12 protein-coding genes and 1 riboswitch are annotated in these 17,685 nt (G+C 29.4%); of the genes, 5 read left to right on the forward strand and 7 right to left on the reverse strand.

Features of this window, described 5'->3' with window-relative positions; genetic code table 11:
• Positions 1–46 precede the first annotated feature (46 nt).
• From B5464_RS12460 to lysA, 6 genes are all read right to left on the reverse strand, one after another.
• Positions 47–2,365: a DNA topoisomerase 3 gene (locus tag B5464_RS12460; RefSeq protein ID WP_079738631.1), complete on the reverse strand. Its 2,319-nt coding sequence runs from the start codon at positions 2,363–2,365 to the stop codon at positions 47–49.
• Between the two features lie 121 nt (positions 2,366–2,486).
• On the reverse strand, positions 2,487–2,630 hold the full coding sequence (locus tag B5464_RS14380; RefSeq protein ID WP_154066972.1) for a hypothetical protein: 144 nt from the start codon (positions 2,628–2,630) through the stop codon (positions 2,487–2,489).
• A gap of 18 nt (positions 2,631–2,648) precedes the next feature.
• Positions 2,649–4,772, reverse strand: coding sequence for a Tex family protein (locus B5464_RS12465; protein ID WP_079738632.1), 2,124 nt, complete (start codon positions 4,770–4,772; stop codon positions 2,649–2,651).
• 79 nt (positions 4,773–4,851) lie between these two features.
• The gene (locus tag B5464_RS12470) at positions 4,852–5,367 is read right to left on the reverse strand and encodes a GNAT family N-acetyltransferase (protein WP_079738633.1); all 516 of its coding nucleotides are present in this window, start codon (positions 5,365–5,367) and stop codon (positions 4,852–4,854) included.
• Between the two features lie 10 nt (positions 5,368–5,377).
• Positions 5,378–5,989, reverse strand: a complete 612-nt coding sequence (locus B5464_RS12475) for a fumarylacetoacetate hydrolase family protein (RefSeq protein ID WP_079738634.1) — start codon at positions 5,987–5,989, stop codon at positions 5,378–5,380.
• A gap of 90 nt (positions 5,990–6,079) precedes the next feature.
• The gene (gene lysA, locus B5464_RS12480) at positions 6,080–7,324 is read right to left on the reverse strand and encodes a diaminopimelate decarboxylase (protein ID WP_079738635.1); all 1,245 of its coding nucleotides are present in this window, start codon (positions 7,322–7,324) and stop codon (positions 6,080–6,082) included.
• Positions 7,325–7,542: 218 nt separating this feature from the next.
• Here lysA and B5464_RS12485 point away from each other — a divergent pair, with 218 nt between their 5' ends.
• The 4 genes from B5464_RS12485 to B5464_RS12500 all read left to right on the forward strand — a co-directional run bounded on the left by B5464_RS12485 (position 7,543) and on the right by B5464_RS12500 (position 14,064).
• Complete coding sequence (locus B5464_RS12485) at positions 7,543–9,402, forward strand: DNA topoisomerase IV subunit B (protein ID WP_077809056.1); 1,860 nt, start codon at positions 7,543–7,545, stop codon at positions 9,400–9,402.
• Positions 9,403–9,597, forward strand: coding sequence for a hypothetical protein (locus B5464_RS12490; RefSeq protein ID WP_079738636.1), 195 nt, complete (start codon positions 9,403–9,405; stop codon positions 9,595–9,597).
• Between the two features lie 229 nt (positions 9,598–9,826).
• On the forward strand, positions 9,827–12,568 hold the full coding sequence (locus B5464_RS12495; protein WP_079738637.1) for a DNA gyrase/topoisomerase IV subunit A: 2,742 nt from the start codon (positions 9,827–9,829) through the stop codon (positions 12,566–12,568).
• 176 nt (positions 12,569–12,744) lie between these two features.
• Entirely contained in the window at positions 12,745–14,064 is a 1,320-nt protein-coding gene (locus B5464_RS12500; protein ID WP_079738638.1) for a LuxR C-terminal-related transcriptional regulator, read from the forward strand.
• A 173-nt stretch (positions 14,065–14,237) separates the two neighbouring features.
• Here the strand turns inward: B5464_RS12500 and B5464_RS12505 are convergent, their stop codons facing one another.
• A complete protein-coding gene (locus B5464_RS12505) occupies positions 14,238–15,377 on the reverse strand; it encodes an ABC transporter substrate-binding protein (protein WP_079738639.1) in 1,140 nt (379 codons plus the stop codon).
• A 56-nt stretch (positions 15,378–15,433) separates the two neighbouring features.
• A riboswitch (cobalamin riboswitch) is annotated at positions 15,434–15,632 on the forward strand.
• A gap of 82 nt (positions 15,633–15,714) precedes the next feature.
• Between B5464_RS12505 and B5464_RS12510 the strand changes: the two genes are divergently transcribed.
• On the forward strand, positions 15,715–17,652 hold the full coding sequence (locus B5464_RS12510) for a TonB-dependent siderophore receptor (RefSeq protein ID WP_079738640.1): 1,938 nt from the start codon (positions 15,715–15,717) through the stop codon (positions 17,650–17,652).
• Positions 17,653–17,685: the final 33 nt, after the last annotated feature.

Consider the following 17,685-nt stretch of genomic DNA (forward strand, 5'->3'; position numbering starts at 1 on the left):
AATCATTTAAGTAATTGAATTAAATATCTGCAAACGATATTTTACTTCACTTAGAAATAATACTAAGAACCAATTCTTTAGTTAAAGCTTGCCCATTGGCTATTTTTTTTATGTTTTCGAATGTAAAAACAAAATCACAACCAGATTTGTAATTAGAACATCCGTAAGCCGTTTTTCCTTTTAAAACTGTTCCTTTTTTACATTTTGGGCAGCTAATTGTATCCGAAGAATTTGAGGCAACTTTTTTAACAGTTTGTTGTTTAGGTTCTAGTTTTAAAGAAAAATTTTCATCAAACCTTATTAAACCTTCAACTTTATTATCATTTAAAATAAAACCTTTTAAGTTGGTTGTACAACCTTTATCAATTAATCGAATAGTTTGATTTTCAGAAACTTTTTTACCATAAATTTCAAAAGGTATTTTTAAGTTGCAACCAGCTTTGTATTCAGAACAACCATAAGCAGAAGTTCCTTTCAAAAGTTTTCCTTTTTTACATTTTGGGCAGGTTTTACCCGCAACTTCTTTTTTCGATTTAGCTTTTGGTTTCGAAGCTTCTGTTTGCTTTACTAGATTTGTGTTTGCAGAAGAAATTCTTTTTTTAGATTTATTAGAACGGACTTCGTACACCAACTCATCAACCATTTTTTTCATATTATTGATAAACGTTCCTGCGTTAAAATCGCCTCGTTCAATTTCTTTCAAACGTTTTTCCCAAAGTCCTGTTAACTCAGCAGATTTTAATAACTCATTGTCAATAATATTAATTAAATCGATACCGGTTTGTGTTGGTAATACCAGTTTTTTCTTACGCTCAATATATTTTCTTCGAAATAAAGTTTCTATAATACTTGCTCTAGTAGAAGGTCTACCAATTCCGTTTTCTTTCATTAATTCACGCATTTCGTCATCATCAACTTGCTTTCCTGCAGTTTCCATGGCGCGTAATAAACTTGCTTCTGTGTAATTTCTTGGTGGTTTTGTCTCTTTTTCTAAAAAAGAAGGTTCATGAGTTCCTTTTTCTCCTTTTACAAAAGAAGGCAACGTCATTTTCTCATTCATTTCTTTTTTAACCTTACTTTCTTTAGTTTCAAAAACAACACGCCAACCTTTATTTAAAATTTCTTTTCCGGTTGTTTTAAAAGGAACTTCTGCAGCCTTACCAATTACAGATGTATTAGAAACATCAGAATCTGGATAAAATACTGCAATAAATCTTCTTGTAATAATATCGTAAACCTGTTGTTGGTTGTATTGCAAATTACCTTGAATTCCTGTAGGAATTATTGCATGGTGATCTGTAACTTTTTTATCATCAAAAACACGCTTTGTTTTTTTAATTTTCTGACCTAAAAGTGGTTGTGTTAATTCGCTATAATTGGTTAATTTAGATAAAATACCGTGTATTTTTGGATACAAATCATTTGGTAAAAAAGTAGTATCTACTCTTGGGTAGGTTACTACTTTCATTTCATATAATTTCTGTACGATTTTTAAAGTTTCGTCTGCAGAAAAACCGAACTTGTTATTACAATATACTTGCAAACCTGTTAAATCGAATAATTTTGGCGCATATTCTTTTCCTTTCTTCTTCGTTACAGAAACAATTTCAAAATCTGATTCTGCAACTTTATTTGCTAAAATTACACCATCTTCTTTCTTTAAAAACCGTCCATCTTCATAATTAAACAGCGTATTTCTGTAGGTGGTTTGCAGTTCCCAGTAAGGTTGTGGTTTAAAGTTTTGTATTTCGAAATAACGGTTTACCAACATGGCTAGGGTAGGAGTTTGCACTCTACCAACTGACAAAACTTGTTTAAAGCCTCCAAATTTTACTGTATATAAACGAGTTGCATTTAAACCCAATAACCAATCTCCGATAGCACGAGAATAGCCTGCGTAATATAAATTATCGTAATCTTCTGCTGGTTTTAAATTTTTAAATCCGTCTTTTATAGCTTCTTCTGTAAGAGAAGAGATCCATAAACGTTCTACTTTACCTTTATAATTACATTGGTTAATTACCCAACGTTGTATCAGTTCTCCTTCTGTACCGGCATCCCCACAATTTATAATAACATCTGCTTTTTCGAATAAAGATTTTACGATGTTAAATTGTTTTTTAATTCCGGAATCTCCGGTAACTTTTGTGTCGAAACGATCTGGTAACATAGGTAAGTTGTTCAAATCCCAACTTTTCCAGTGTGGTTTGTAATCTTTAGGCTCTAAAAGTGTACACAAATGCCCGAAAGTGTATGTTACTGCATAACCGTTGCCTTCATAAAAACCATCACGTTTTGTGTTGGCTCCTAGAATGTTGGCAATTTCTCTTGCTACAGATGGTTTTTCGGCGATACAGACTTTCATTAATTGTTTTTGTGTGGTCGAAAGTAGTAAATAATTATATATTTAATTAAGCTCTTTTTACGATTGTTAATAAATTTGAAGTTTTATATAATTTAAACTTTACATACCTATTAACTAAACTTTATTTCAGCTTAGACAGTTCTTTTTTAAGATCTTCCCAAGTAGATTTTTTCTTTTTATTAGAATTAATAACTTCTTGTTGTATTTCATTCTTTTGAGAATCCGTTAAGTCATCCCATAACGCTGTTTTTTCTTTTTTGCTCATATTTTAAGAATAAAAATGTTATTTAATTAAAGCTAATTGAATTCGTTTTCTCACAACATCAACCTCTAAAACTTTTGCAATAATTTGTTGTTGCAAACTTACAATAGTATTTACATCTTTTACAAAAGTATCCGATAGATTAGAAACATGAATTAGACCACTTTCTTTAATACCAACGTCTACAAAACAACCAAAATTGGTAATGTTATTTACAATGCCGGGTAATAATTGTCCGATTCTTAAATCTGAAATTGTTTTAATAGTTGCATCAAAAGAGAAAACTTTGGCCTTTTCTCTTGGGTCTAAACCAGGTTTTTCTAATTCTTTTACAATATCTGTTAAAGTTGGCAAACCAATGGTTTCTGTAATATAGTTTTTTAGATTTATTTGCTTTATCAAATCAGATTTTCCAATAAGATCTGCAACTTTTAGCATATTGTCTTTGGCAATTTTATCTACTAAAGCATAACTTTCTGGATGTACAGCAGAATCATCTAACGGATTTTTACCATTCTTAATTCTTAAAAAACCTGCCGCTTGCTCAAAAGCTTTCCCTCCTAAACGAGGTACTTTTTTTATACCGTTTCTAGAAGAAAAAGAACCATTTTTATTTCTGTAATTTACAATGTTTTCAGCTAGTTTTGGTCCGATTCCAGATACATAACTTAATAAAGATTCGCTTGCCGTATTAATATTTACTCCGATGGTGTTTACACAACTTTCTACAGTTGCATCTAAAGATTTCTTTAATTTAGTTTGATCGACATCGTGTTGGTATTGGCCAACACCAATCGATTTAGCATCAATTTTAACCAATTCTGCCAACGGATCTTGCAAACGCCTACCTATAGAAACAGATCCACGAACGGTTACATCGTAATTAGGAAATTCGTCTCTTGCAATTTTTGATGCTGAATAAATAGAAGCACCAGCTTCACTAACAACAAAAATATCAACAGTATTTTTAAATTGAATTTTCTTTATCAATTGTTCAGTTTCACGAGAAGCAGTACCGTTACCAATAGCAATAGCATCAATTTTATATGCTTCTGCTAACGAACTAATTTTTTGAATGGCTTCAATTTTTTTATTTTGAGGTTCATGCGGAAAAACGGTTTCGTTATGCATTAATTCTCCTAATTCATTTAAGCATACTATTTTACATCCAGATCTAAAACCCGGGTCGATGGCTAACACTCTTTTTTCACCTAAAGGTGCTCCTAAAAGTAATTGTTTTAGGTTTTTAGAAAACACTAAAATAGCATCATTATCTGCCTTTTCTTTTGCTAGTGAAAGTCTTTCGTTAGATAAAGAAGGATATAGTAATCGTTTGAAGGCATCTTTAATAGCGGATTCTATTTGTTCTGAACATTCATTTTGCGTTCTAATAATTCTATTTTCAATTCTTTGCAATAATCTTTCGTTATCAACTTCAATTTTAATTCTGATAAACCCCTCATTTTCGGCTCTTAAAATTGCTAAAAATCTGTGAGAAGGAATTTTATTTAAAGACTCATTCCAATCAAAATAATCTTTAAATTTTTGTGCTTTTTCATCGTCTTTTTTAGACTTTATTACTTTGGATGAAATTGTAGCAAAACGTTCTAATTCTCTTCTTATATTATTTCTGATGTCTGCACGTTCATTAATCCATTCTGCAATAATATAACGAGCGCCTTCTAAAGCTGCTTCAAGAGTTTCAACATCATTTTTAATGTATTTAGAAGCCGTATATTCTAAATCATTTACACGCTGACTCATTATCATTTTTGCCAACGGTTCTAAACCTTGTAATCTCGCAGTTTCTGCTTTTGTTTTTCGCTTTTTCTTAAAAGGTAAATACAAATCTTCCAAAGAAATTAAATCTGTAGAATTATTTACTTTCTCGGTTAATGCTGGTGTTAAGACAGCTTGTTCTTCTAGCGCCTTTAAAATACTTTTTTTACGTTTTTCTAGAGTTTCGAAAGCTTCTTTAAATTTTACAATTTCGCCTATTTCTACTTCATCTAAATTGCCGGTCATTTCCTTTCTATATCTACTGATAAAAGGAATTGTAGCATCTTCATTTAATAAAGAAATTGTATTCTCTACAGATTTAGAAGGAAATTGTGTTTGTTGTGTTATATATTGAAGTAACTGCATTTTTAAATTGAGTTTAAGCGAAAAAAAACCTCATAAAAATAAATTTTATGAGGATGTAAATATAGTTTTATTTTGTGTTTTAAGTAATTACTTTTTCAAAAGCTAATCTTTTTGCATTATAATTGGTGTATATAATTCCGCAGTATTTGTAACCTAACTTTTTTAATAAAGATTGCATGCCAAGGTTATCTTCGTGTGTATCAATTTTTAAACTTCTAACTTTTTTTTCTAATAATTGTAAATGAAACTCATGAAACATAAAAGTGGCTAGCCCAAATTTTCTAAATTCTTTTTTTATTGCCATTCTATGAATTACACCGTATTTTTCATTTTCAGAAACCATCCACTCACCATCAATAACGTCCTTATAAGTTGGTTCTTTTCTTAAAGTGAACATAGAAGTTGCCATAATTTGATTTTCATCATTAACAACCACATAACTTTCATTATTTTTGATATCGTTTTCAACTTGTGCTGCATTTGGATATCCGTTTTGCCATTGATCTATTTTTTGTGATTTTAAATACGCTTTTGCATCATCAATAATAATAGCAATTTCTGGGATGTCTTCAATTTTAGAAAGTCTAATCTTCATCAATATTTACTTAAATCATTTTAAAATCTAATAGCAATTCTCCGTTTACAGAACACTGTAAATGATCTCCTTTAAAGATTTCTCCTTTACCTAAAGCGGGTGTGCCAGTAAAAATTAAATCGCCCGGTTGTAAGGTCATATATTTAGAAATAAACACAATAATATCAGCAAAATCATTTATCATATATGCTGTATTGCTCTTTTGTTTTTCTACTCCGTTAATCTTTAAGTCGAAGTCTATATCATCTAAATTGTAATTAGAAACAGGTTTAAAACTAGAAATAGGAGCAGCACCATCAAAACCTTTAGCAAATTCCCAAGGATGTTTTGTTTCTCTTGCGTTTTTTAGGATATCCGTAGCTGTATAATCGATACCAACAGCAATTTCAGAAATGTAAGTGTTGGCATTTTCTTTAGAGATATTTTTACCTTCTTTACCAATTTTTACAACCAATTCTACTTCGTAAATTAACTCGTTTGTAATTTCACTCGGGTAAGCTACATCACGATTTATAGCTAAACTAGATTCTGGTTTCGAAAAGATGAATTTTTTACCTTTTTTCTTTTCTTCAATGTCTTTTAAATCGGTAACATAGTTACTACCTATTCCTAATATTTTCATTGTGGTTATTGTTTGTTTATGGATTAGTAAATATAAAAAAATCCACCAAAAACAATTGCTTTGGTGGATTTTTAATGGTTTATATTTTTGTTAAGCTTCTACTTTTTCTTTTTTAGAAGCCTTTGTTTTAGAGAAATCTATAGTTTCTTGATTGTTTAAAATGTCTTTAATTGTTTGTCTTTTTCTGATAAGATAATCTTGCCCTTTATGCACCATAACTTCTGCAGGTAAATAGCGAGAATTGTAATTAGAAGCCATAGAAAAGCAATAAGCACCAGCGTTATGGAAACATAAAATATCTTCTTCAGAAATTTCTGCAATTCTTCTATTAGATGCAAAAGTATCTGTTTCGCAAATATAACCTACCACAGAATAATAACGATCTCTACCTGTAGGATTCGAAATATTTGTAATATGATGATAAGAATCGTACATCATTGGTCTAACTAAGTGGTTAAAACCAGAATCTACGTGTGCAAATACAGTAGAAGTTGTTTGTTTTACAACGTTAACTTTTGCTAAAAATACACCAGCTTCTGAAACCAAAAATTTACCAGGTTCGAACATTAAAGTAATATCTTTACCGTATTCTGTACAAAACTCATTAAATCTTTCAGATAATTGTAAACCTAATTGCTCGATGTCTGTAGAAATATCTCCTTCTTTATAAGGTACTTTAAATCCGCTGCCAAAATCGATAAAATCTATATTTTCGAATTGTCTTGCAACATCAAATAAAATATCCGAAGCACGTAAAAAAGTATCGATATCTAAAATATCAGAACCTGTGTGCATGTGAATTCCGTTAATGTTCATTCCTGTATTTTCTACAACACGTTTAATGTGTGGTACTTGGTGTATTGAAATTCCGAATTTAGAATCGATATGACCAACAGAGATTTTAGAATTTCCACCGGCCATTATGTGTGGATTTATACGAACACAAACCGGAATATTTGGATGTTTTTGACCAAATTGCTCTAAAATAGAAAGATTATCAATATTAATTTGAACACCTAATTTGGCTACTTCTTCAATTTCAGATAAAGAAACTCCGTTTGGTGTGTAAATAATATCTTTAGGATCTATACCTGTAGCTAAACATAACTGAACTTCTTGAAAAGAAACAGTATCTAACCCAGAACCTAAGTTTTTGAAAAACTGTAAAATATTAATGTTAGATAGTGCTTTTACAGCATAATTTAACTTTAAGTTTTTTACGCTGCTAAAAGCATTTGTTAATCTGTTGTATTGAGATTCTATTTTGTCTGTATCGTAAACATATAAAGGACTTCCGTATTTATTTGCCAACGCTGTTAATTGTGTACTTTCCAATTTTAAATAATTTTAGAGTGTCAAAAGTAAATAAATTGTTTAATAAATTACGTTTTGTTTAAAAATACAACAAATTGTTTTTTATTGTGATTTTTACCCTTATTTTTAGGTTTTAGTTCGTTAAAATGATGTTGATAACTAATTGCTAAAAATGTTTATTTTTTAGTGCTTAAAACTTATTTTTACGATACGCCAAACCAATAGTAGCAAGAGATTATATGAGTCAAGAAACAAAATATACAGAAGATAATATTAGATCTTTAGACTGGAAAGAGCATATAAGAATGCGTCCTGGAATGTACATTGGTAAGTTAGGTGACGGTTCTTCTGCAGATGATGGTATTTATATTCTTGTAAAAGAAGTGTTAGACAACTCTATTGACGAGTATGTAATGGGTGCCGGAAAAACCATTGAAATTTCTATTCACGGTAGTAAAGTTACTGTTAGAGATTACGGTAGAGGTATTCCTTTAGGTAAAGTAGTCGATGTAGTTTCTAAAATGAATACGGGTGGTAAATACGATTCAAAAGCTTTTAAGAAATCTGTAGGTTTAAATGGTGTTGGTACAAAAGCTGTAAATGCACTTTCTTCTTATTTTAGAGTAGAATCTTCTAGAGAAGGAAAATCTGCTTCTGCAGAATTTTCTCAAGGTAATCTAGAAAATGAAGAGTTTTTAGAAGAGTCTTCGCGTAGAAAAGGTACTAAAGTTTCATTTGTACCCGATGAAACGATCTTTAAAAACTACAAGTTCAGAAATGAATATGTAGCTAAAATGTTAAAGAACTATGTATATCTAAATCCTGGTTTAACCATTATTTTTAATGGAGAAAAATTCTTTTCTAAAAACGGATTGAAAGATTTATTAGAAGACAACAATAATAAAGAGGACATGTTGTATCCAATAATTCATTTAAAAGGAGATGATATAGAGGTTGCAATTACACATAGTAAAACACAATATTCAGAAGAATATCACTCTTTTGTAAACGGGCAACATACAACACAAGGTGGTACACATCAAGCAGCATTTAGAGAAGCAGTTGTAAAAACTATTAGAGACTTCTACGGAAAAAGTTTTGAAGCTTCTGATATTAGAAAATCTATTATTTCTGCGATTGCCATAAAAGTTATGGAACCTGTTTTTGAAAGTCAGACAAAAACCAAATTAGGTTCTACAGATATGGGAGGCGATTTACCAACCGTTAGAACTTATATTAATGATTTTCTAAAAACCAAGTTAGATAATTTTTTACACAAAAATGCCGATGTAGCAGAAACACTGCAGAAAAAGATAATTCAGGCAGAAAAAGAGCGTAAAGAATTATCTGGTATTCGAAAATTAGCAAAAGATAGAGCTAAAAAGGCAAGTTTACATAATAAAAAATTAAGAGATTGTAGAATACATTTAGGTGATGTTAAAAAAGAAAACTATCTAGAAACAACACTGTTTATTACAGAGGGAGATTCTGCATCGGGTTCTATCACAAAATCTAGAAATGTAAATACTCAAGCCGTATTTAGTCTAAAAGGAAAACCTTTAAACTCTTACGGATTAAGTAAAAAGATTGTGTACGAAAATGAAGAATTTAATCTGTTACAAGCAGCTTTAAATATAGAAGATGGTTTAGAAGATTTACGTTATAATAATATTGTAATTGCTACCGATGCCGATGTAGATGGCATGCATATTCGTTTATTATTGATCACTTTTTTCTTGCAGTTTTTTCCTGAATTGATAAAAGAAGGGCATTTGTTCATTTTAGAAACTCCGTTATTTAGAGTAAGAAACAAAAAACAAACTTTTTATTGTTATTCTGATGAAGAAAAACGAGAGGCAATTGAAAAATTAAGAGGAAAACCAGAAATAACTCGATTTAAAGGTTTGGGTGAGATTTCGCCAAACGAATTTGTACATTTTATTGGTGATGATATTCGATTAGACCCTGTGATGTTAGATAAAGAAATGTCTATAGAACAAATGTTGCAGTTTTATATGGGTAAAAATACACCAGACAGACAAAAATTTATTATCGAGAATTTAAAAGTAGAATTAGATTACGTAGAAGACGAAGCATAGATGAAAAAAGTAAAGACAGTTTTTAATATATTTTCAATAATTTTTCTAATCATTTTAATTTTCTGGATAACACAGGTTAATTATAATGATTTATCTTACAAAGAAAACGCTTCTGCCTATTTAGGAATTTTATCATCAGCTATGATGTCTTTAGCGTTGCAGTTGATTATTAGAGGAATAAAAGAAAAGAAATAAGGAATTTATTAGATGTTATTTTTTTTAAAAAACTGATATTTAGTAAACATATATTTTTTTGCGTTAAGGATTGAAGTGGCATCCTTTTTAGTTGTCAGTTCGAGTAAATTTGTGAAGAATGAGCAAATTTTTATCGAGAACAAAACAAAAAAGATATAACGTAAAGCCTGTTAAAACGCTCAAAGAATAAATAAATAAATAAACTCTTAAACGAATAAACGTTTTTTACATGAGTGAAGAAATAAACGAAAACGAACACGAAGAAGAATTAACAAATGAAGGAGAACAATTAGATTCGCCTCAAGAAGAAACCATAACTAAGGTTACAGGAATGTACAAAGAATGGTTTCTTGATTATGCTTCGTATGTAATTTTAGAAAGAGCCGTACCTTCTTTAGAAGACGGTTTAAAACCAGTGCAACGTAGAATTATGCATTCTATGAAAGATTTAGACGATGGACGTTACAATAAAGTAGCAAATATTGTTGGTCATACAATGCAGTATCATCCGCATGGAGACGCAAGTATTGCAGATGCGATGGTGCAAATTGGTCAGAAAGAATTACTAATCGATATGCAAGGTAACTGGGGTAATATTTTAACCGGAGACCGTGCAGCAGCTTCTCGTTATATAGAGGCTCGTTTATCTAAATTTGCGTTAGACGTTGTGTTTAATCCGAAGACAACAGAATGGAAGTTGTCTTATGATGGACGAAGAAAAGAACCGATAGATTTACCTGTAAAATTTCCGTTATTACTAGCCCAAGGAGCAGAAGGAATTGCTGTAGGATTATCAACAAAAGTTTTACCACATAATTTTATTGAGTTAATAGACGCTTCTATAAAATATTTAAAAGGAAGAAGTTTTAAAATTGTACCCGATTTTTTAACGGGCGGAATTGCCGATTTTACCAATTACAACGATGGTAAACGTGGTGGAAAAGTACGTGTAAGAGCAAAAATTTCTCAGTTAGATAAAAAGACTTTGGTAATTACAGAAATACCTTTTTCTACAACTACAACATCTTTAATTGATAGTATTTTAAAAGCCAATGATAAAGGTAAAATTAAGATAAAGAAGATAGAAGATAATACAGCTGCAGAAGTAGAAATTTTAGTGCATTTACCACCCAACGTATCGCCAGATAAATCTATAGATGCGTTGTATGCTTTTACAAATTGTGAAACCTCTATTTCTCCGTTAGCTTGTACAATTCAAGATAATAAACCTGTATTTGCAGGTGTATCAGAAATGTTAAAACACTCTACAGATTTAACGGTAGAATTACTTAAAAAAGAATTAGAAATTCAGTTAAACGAATTAGAAGAGCAGTGGCATTTTTCATCTTTAGAAAGAATTTTTATTGAAAATAGAATTTATAGAGATATAGAAGAAGAAGAAACTTGGGACGGTGTAATAAAAGCAATTGATAAAGGTTTACAACCACACATAAAACATTTAAAAAGAGCAATTACTGTAGAAGATATTACACGTTTAACAGAAATTCGTATTAAGAAAATATCAAAATTCGATATTGACAAGGCGAAGCAATTTATAGAAAGTTTAGAAGAAAAGATTGCAGAGGTAAAAGGGCATTTAGATAATTTAATTGAGTTTGCAGTTGCTTACTTTAAGCGTTTAAAAGATACTTACGGTAAAGGAAAAGAACGAAAAACAGAGATTAGAATATTTGATGATATTGTGGCCTCTAAAGTTGCAATGAATAATGCCAAACTTTATGTAAATAGAGCAGAAGGTTTTATTGGGACTTCATTAAAAAGAGACGAATTTGTTACAGATTGTTCTGATATAGATGATATTATTATCTTTAGAAAAGATGGTAAAATGATGGTAACAAAAGTAGATTCTAAAACCTTTGTTGGTAAAGATGTTATACACGTAGCTGTCTTTAAAAAGAAAGATAAAAGAACTGTTTATAATTTTATGTACAGAGATGGTGCAAGAGGACCATCATACATGAAACGTTTTAACGTAACTTCTGTTACAAGAGATAAAGAGTACGATTTAACAAACGGAAATAAAGGTTCTATTGTGCATTATTTTACCGCAAATCCTAACGGAGAAGCAGAAGTTGTAACTGTTAATTTGCGTTCCGTTGGAAGTGTTAAGAAATTAAAATGGGATATAGATTTTGCAGATTTAGCAGTAAAAGGTAGATCTGTAAGAGGAAATAGAATTACAAAGTATTCAATTAAATCTATTGATTTTAAATCGGAAGGAGTTTCTACACTAAAACCACGAAAAATTTGGTTTGATGATACAGTGCAACGTTTAAATGTAGACGAAAGAGGCGAGCTTTTAGGTGAGTTTAGAGCAGAAGATAAATTGCTAATTATAACACAATCTGGTAAAGCAAAAGCTGTAAAGCCAGATTTAACAATGCATTTTGAAGACGATATGATCGTTTTAGAAAAATGGCAACCTAAAAAACCAATTTCTGCTATTTATTTTGATGGTGAAAAAGAACGTTACTATGTAAAACGATTTTTAATTGAATCAGTTGACAAGGAAGAGGTTTTTATTTCAGAACATACAAAGTCTCAACTAGAAATTGTAGCAACAGATTACAGACCTGTAGCAGAAATTCAGTTTTCTAAAAGGAGTTTAGATAATGAAGAGGTTAATTTTGAAGAGTTTATAGCTGTAAAAGGAATTAAAGCGCAAGGAAACCAGTTAACTACAGATAAGATTAAAAATGTAAATCTTTTAGAATCTTTACCATATGAAGTAGAAGAGGAAGAGGTTGAAAGCAGCGGTTCAGATCAAGAAAATGAAGAGGTAGTAGATGACAAATTACCAATTGATGTACCAATACCTGAAACAAAAAAGCCAATTTTAGAGGAACTTTCTGCAGAAGAAAAAGCAAAAATAGCTTTGCAAAAATCGATAGCGAAGAAAAAGGCAGAAGAAAAGAAGAGAGATGATGAAAATCAAACAAAATTATTTTAATAAGGCAATATCTTAATATTAAGTTAAAAAAAATGAAATATTAACTATATAATGTTAAGATAAATTTAAAATTGTACCTTAGGTAATGTAAGAGATTTCAATCAATTCCTTTTTAGGTTTTTCTGTAGAAAATAATTTCTTTTACATTCAATCTTTAAAGATTTAGAAAAGTAGCCATGAAAAATAAGCTTATATTAGTATTTATCTTTTTTACTTTTACCGCCCTTTCTCAGTCAGAAATATACTATTATAAAGATTTTGAAGCCAATTTAGAAGTTTTAGATATAGAAGATAAAACTTTTAATTTGTTAGAGTATAATATTTTAGAAAAACAATCAGACGCTGTTTATTGGTTTAAAATACCAGCATCTAATTCTAAAGAAGATTATATTTTTAGAATAAAAAATTACAGAGCCAACAACTCTACAGCATATCAAAATAGAAGGCCATTAGAAAAAATAAAAAATTCTAGATTTACTTCATATAAAATACAAAGAGATTATCCTGTTTTTATAAAAGTTAGTTCAGAGTATAGTGCATATTATCCGGTCGAGTTAAAATTAGAAGAAGATTATCATTTTGATGAAAGTGTCCAAATTTTAATTAACAGTTTTTATTATGGTGCTGCTTTTTTAATTATTGTTTTTAGTATTGTTTATTATTTTTTCTTTAAAGATAACTCTTTTATTCATCACTGTTTTTTACTAATGAGTTTAGTATTTGCCTTTTTGGCATCAGATGGTATTTTTAACTTTTTTAATTTTAACAATACTATTATTGATAATTTAATTTTATTCAATTATTTTTTTCTTGGTTTTTTCTCTTTTAAGTTTGCTCATAACTTTTTATTAGTGGATAATTATTATCCTGGGTTAAAAAAATATTCACATATTATAATAGTCAATATATTTTTGTTTGTAGTACTATTCTATTTCTTTAAAAAATCAGAATTGTTTGTTATTTTAAATATATTAACTTTTCTTTTGTTTTTAACCTATTGGGTTGTAAGTGTACTTTTAATTAATAAGAGCGGGCATATTAAATTATTTACAATTGCATTTGTTATTATATTATTTAATGGAATTAATTTTACAGTTCTAAAGAATTTCGGAATTTCATTTTTTGACAATGCTCCTTTCAATATGAAAATTGGAGGCCTTGTACAAGTTGTTACTTTATCTTTTGCAGTTGTATATAGAGAAAAGACATTAAGAAAAAGAAACTCTTACATGAAGAATGAAATAATTAATTTTAATAAAGAGATAGATTTATTAACGAGTAATATAGATAAAGAATCTAAAATTAAAGATATAGAGAATTTAAGTATTAGAGAAAGAGAGGTTTTCGATTTAATTGTAATTGGTAAGTCTAATAAAGAAATTGCTTTACAGGTAAATGTATCTATTAATACGGTAAAGTTTCATGTAAAAAATATTTACGGAAAACTAAATATAAAAAGTAGGAAAGAAGTGCTAACAATTGATAAAAACCAGTAAAAACAAAGGTTTACATCGATTTACTACCCGTTTACTACCCGTCGACTACCCATAAAACACCCTTGTTTTTTTAAATAATGACTAACTTTTTGTCTAAATTTGAATTATAAGAAAAGCATTCCCCCAGTCTTTATTAATAAAGTCTTTAATTTTAAATTAGAGGCTTTATTTTTTTATGGCATTTCCTCAAAAAAAGCTAATTTATAATTTGGTAGCAATTCTGGATTACAGATTTTTATAAGATCCTTTAAAACCAAATCTGGTCTTGTACCTGCAAGTTCATAATAAATTACACCACCTGTTTTTCCTTTTTTTATTGTTGGAGTAAAAATTTTACTTTGCTTAAAAGCGTTAAACTTCGCATAAAGTTTATTACTTTTTAAAAGTTGATCTTTCGAAGTAAAATATCCTGGAGCTATCCAATAATCTGCACTTTGACCTTTATTAAAAACACTCTCGAAACTCAAAGACAAACTACCTTTGCCTTTTGTGTCTTGCCACAAGTAGTTTAAATTTGCATCTTTCAAAAATTGTGCAACGTAACTTTCTCCTGCTGGTAAATTCCAAATATCTTTACTCATAATTGCACCAGACAAAACAGTAGGTTTACTTTTTGCTGATAAAGCAATTTTTTTTGCATTTAAATAATTTTTTTCGATGCTATTAAAAATACTGTCAGCCTCTTTTTCTTTATCAAATAAAACACCAAAAAATTTAATCCATTCTGCTCTTCCTAACGGATTTTCTTCTAGCCAATCACCATTGTAAATAACATTTATACCTGCTTTTTTTATGGTTGTTAGGCTTTTATCAGCACTAGAAACACTATAACCAACTACTAGTTCTGGTTGAAGATTAAGGAGAATTTCTGTATTTAAAGAACTTTCTTTTCCAATCTCTATAATTTTATTTTCTTCAATTAATTTTCTTGTTTTTTTTGAAGAAACATATTTTGAATAAGGAAAGCCTACAATAGATGTTTCTTCATTTAGTAACTCAACCATTGGTATATGAGTTGTAGAGGTAACTACAACTTTTTGAATTGGTGTAGAGATTATAGTTTCATTTGTGCTTATCGCTTTTTTGTTTTGCTTGTTTCTTATAATGTATTTAAAAACGTTGTTAGAGTTTTGATATGCTGTTTTAATAATTAATTTTTTTGATCCATTTTCATTAATAATGTCAAAACCTTTAGCGTATTTAATATTACTTTTTAGGTTATAATTTTTATCAATTTCTTTGTTGTTTTTTTGACATGATACAATTATAAATAGAAGAGTGACAAGTAATATTTTTGAGAAATTATTATTCATGAAAATTAATTTTAAGACAAGATTACAAAAATGTTTTCTAATATCAATTTATAGTCTACATTTGTGCCGATTTTGGTTTTGATGTAAAAATTGGTTTGCATCAAATTAAAAGGGAATCTAGTTAAAATCTAGAACTGTTCCCGCAACTGTAAGCTACTAAGCTTGTAACTATTCTTTTACCACTGACATTTTTTTGTTGGGAAGGTTTGTTACAAGACGCAAGTCAGGAAACCTGCCATTATCACGAGTTAAAAAACTTTCGGGATAAAAGTTTATGTACTAATCTATTTTCGTACACAAAATTTACCTGATTTATTGTAAATCAAATTTATTAGAAATGAAAAAACAATTTATTATTGTTGGTGCGTTGGCATGTAGTTTTGTCAGCACAAATCTTTTTGCTCAAAAACAAAAAGAAAATGTAGAAACTTTAAAAGAAGTTGTAGTAACTGCAACTAAATTTAAGTTGAAAAAAGAAAATACTGGTAAGGTAATTCATAAAATTACCCAAGAAATGTTGCTTCAGAATTCAGGAAAAACTGTTGTAGAAATTTTAAATAACCTAGCTGGTATTGATGTAAAGGGAGTAAATACAAATCCATCAGAACCTAGAAGTATTAATATTAGAGGTGGTAGAGCTAGACAAGTTTTAGTTTTAATTGACGGAGTACCAGTTACAGATCAATCAGCAATTAATCAAGAATTTGATTTACGTTTATTAGCGGTTAATCAAATAGAAAGTATCGAGGTTTTAAAAGGTGCATCATCTACATTATATGGTTCTGGTGCTGCAACGGCGGTAATTAGTATTACCTTAAAAAAGGCTTCTATAGACAAGATTTCTGGTTCTTTTGAAACAAGTTTAGGTACTAATAATACTGCAAATTCTTCTAATGGAAGTTTGTCTGATAGAAACCAAAACCTAAATGTTAACGGTACTTTAGGTAAAATTAATTTTTTAGGATCTTTTAGTTTAACAGGAGTTAACGGCATTTCATCAGCAAAAAGTAATACAAATACTGCTTTTGAAACCGATGCATTTTATTCTAAAAACGCTTTGGTAAAGTTAGGTTATAAAGTAAATGAGAAATTAACTTTAGAGACTTTTTTAAATTATGATGAATTTGATTATGATTTTGATGCTGGTGCTTTTGCTGATAGTGAAGTTAATACTGGTAGTCAAGAGCAGTTTAGAGTGGGTTTTAAGCCAACATATACTTATAATAAAGGACAACTTTATTTATTAGCTTCTGCAAATGTGGTAGAAAGAGATTTAAGCCAGTTTAATTCTTTTGCGGGTGTTTTACAAGATTATGAATTTGTAGGTAGAAGTGTAAATGTAGATTTAGTAAATAGATATGAGTTTACAGAGCAATTACAATTAATTACAGGTTTAAATTATCAAATTCATAGTAACAATACAATTACTCCTTTTGGTAAGATAGAAAAAGGATTGGCTAATTTTAATACGGTAGATCCTTATGCGAGTTTAGTTTATATTTCTGATTTTGGTGTAAGCGTAAATGTTGGTGGTCGTTTAAATATGCATAATGTTTATGGCAACCATTTTGTTTACGATGCAAACTTAGCTTACGCACTTTTAAATAAAAATAATACAGCTTTAAAACTATTTTCTTCTTACAGCACTGCTTTTATAGCACCAAGTTTGTATCAATTATACGATGGTTTTTCTGGTAATATTGATTTAAACCCAGAATCTAACAAAACGTTTGAAGCTGGTTTTGATTTAAACTTTAAAGATTGGTTGCAATTAGAAACAGTTTACTTTAATAGAAAAGAAACGGATGCTATTATTTATGATGCTTCTACATTTAAATATGGTAATGGTTCTTCTGATGCAAACGGATTTGAAGTAAGTGCTGAAGTAGTACCAACTTCATTTTTAGCAATAAATGCATCATTTACGTATACGGATAGAGATGTAACCGAAGATTTTAATGATTACATTCCAGAAAATAAGTTGGTTGCTGGTTTAGATATTACTCCGTTTGAAAATGCATTTTTTAACTTTACTTACAGAAATGTAGGTGAAAGAACAATATTTGATAGATATGGTTCTTTTGGTACAGCAGGTCAAGATGTTGTATTAGAAAACTACCAAGTATTAGATTTTATGACGAATTATAAAGTTTTAGGAGATACAGTTACATTTTTTGCGGCAGTTACAAATCTTTTAAATGAAGATTATGATGATGTATTTGGATATGCTACCAGAGGAAGAAATTATAAACTAGGAGTTCGATTACAATTCTAAGAGAAAGGTTTCAAAAAAAGAAAAAGTAAAAAC

Source organism: Polaribacter sp. KT 15 (assembly GCF_900143115.1).
GTDB classification, from domain to species: Bacteria; Bacteroidota; Bacteroidia; order Flavobacteriales; family Flavobacteriaceae; genus Polaribacter; species Polaribacter marinaquae.

Bases quoted from the DNA above. Each gene is read 5' to 3' on its own strand.
- B5464_RS12460 (WP_079738631.1), bottom strand. From the start codon at position 2,365: ATGAAAGTCTGTATCGCCGAAAAACCATCTGTAGCAAGAGAAATTGCC.
- B5464_RS14380 (WP_154066972.1), bottom strand. From the start codon at position 2,630: ATGAGCAAAAAAGAAAAAACAGCGTTATGGGATGACTTAACGGATTCT.
- B5464_RS12465 (WP_079738632.1), bottom strand. From the start codon at position 4,772: ATGCAGTTACTTCAATATATAACACAACAAACACAATTTCCTTCTAAA.
- B5464_RS12470 (WP_079738633.1), bottom strand. From the start codon at position 5,367: ATGAAGATTAGACTTTCTAAAATTGAAGACATCCCAGAAATTGCTATT.
- B5464_RS12475 (WP_079738634.1), bottom strand. From the start codon at position 5,989: ATGAAAATATTAGGAATAGGTAGTAACTATGTTACCGATTTAAAAGAC.
- B5464_RS12485 (WP_077809056.1), top strand. From the start codon at position 7,543: ATGAGTCAAGAAACAAAATATACAGAAGATAATATTAGATCTTTAGAC.
- B5464_RS12490 (WP_079738636.1), top strand. From the start codon at position 9,403: ATGAAAAAAGTAAAGACAGTTTTTAATATATTTTCAATAATTTTTCTA.
- B5464_RS12495 (WP_079738637.1), top strand. From the start codon at position 9,827: ATGAGTGAAGAAATAAACGAAAACGAACACGAAGAAGAATTAACAAAT.
- B5464_RS12500 (WP_079738638.1), top strand. From the start codon at position 12,745: ATGAAAAATAAGCTTATATTAGTATTTATCTTTTTTACTTTTACCGCC.
- B5464_RS12505 (WP_079738639.1), bottom strand. From the start codon at position 15,377: ATGAATAATAATTTCTCAAAAATATTACTTGTCACTCTTCTATTTATA.
- B5464_RS12510 (WP_079738640.1), top strand. From the start codon at position 15,715: ATGAAAAAACAATTTATTATTGTTGGTGCGTTGGCATGTAGTTTTGTC.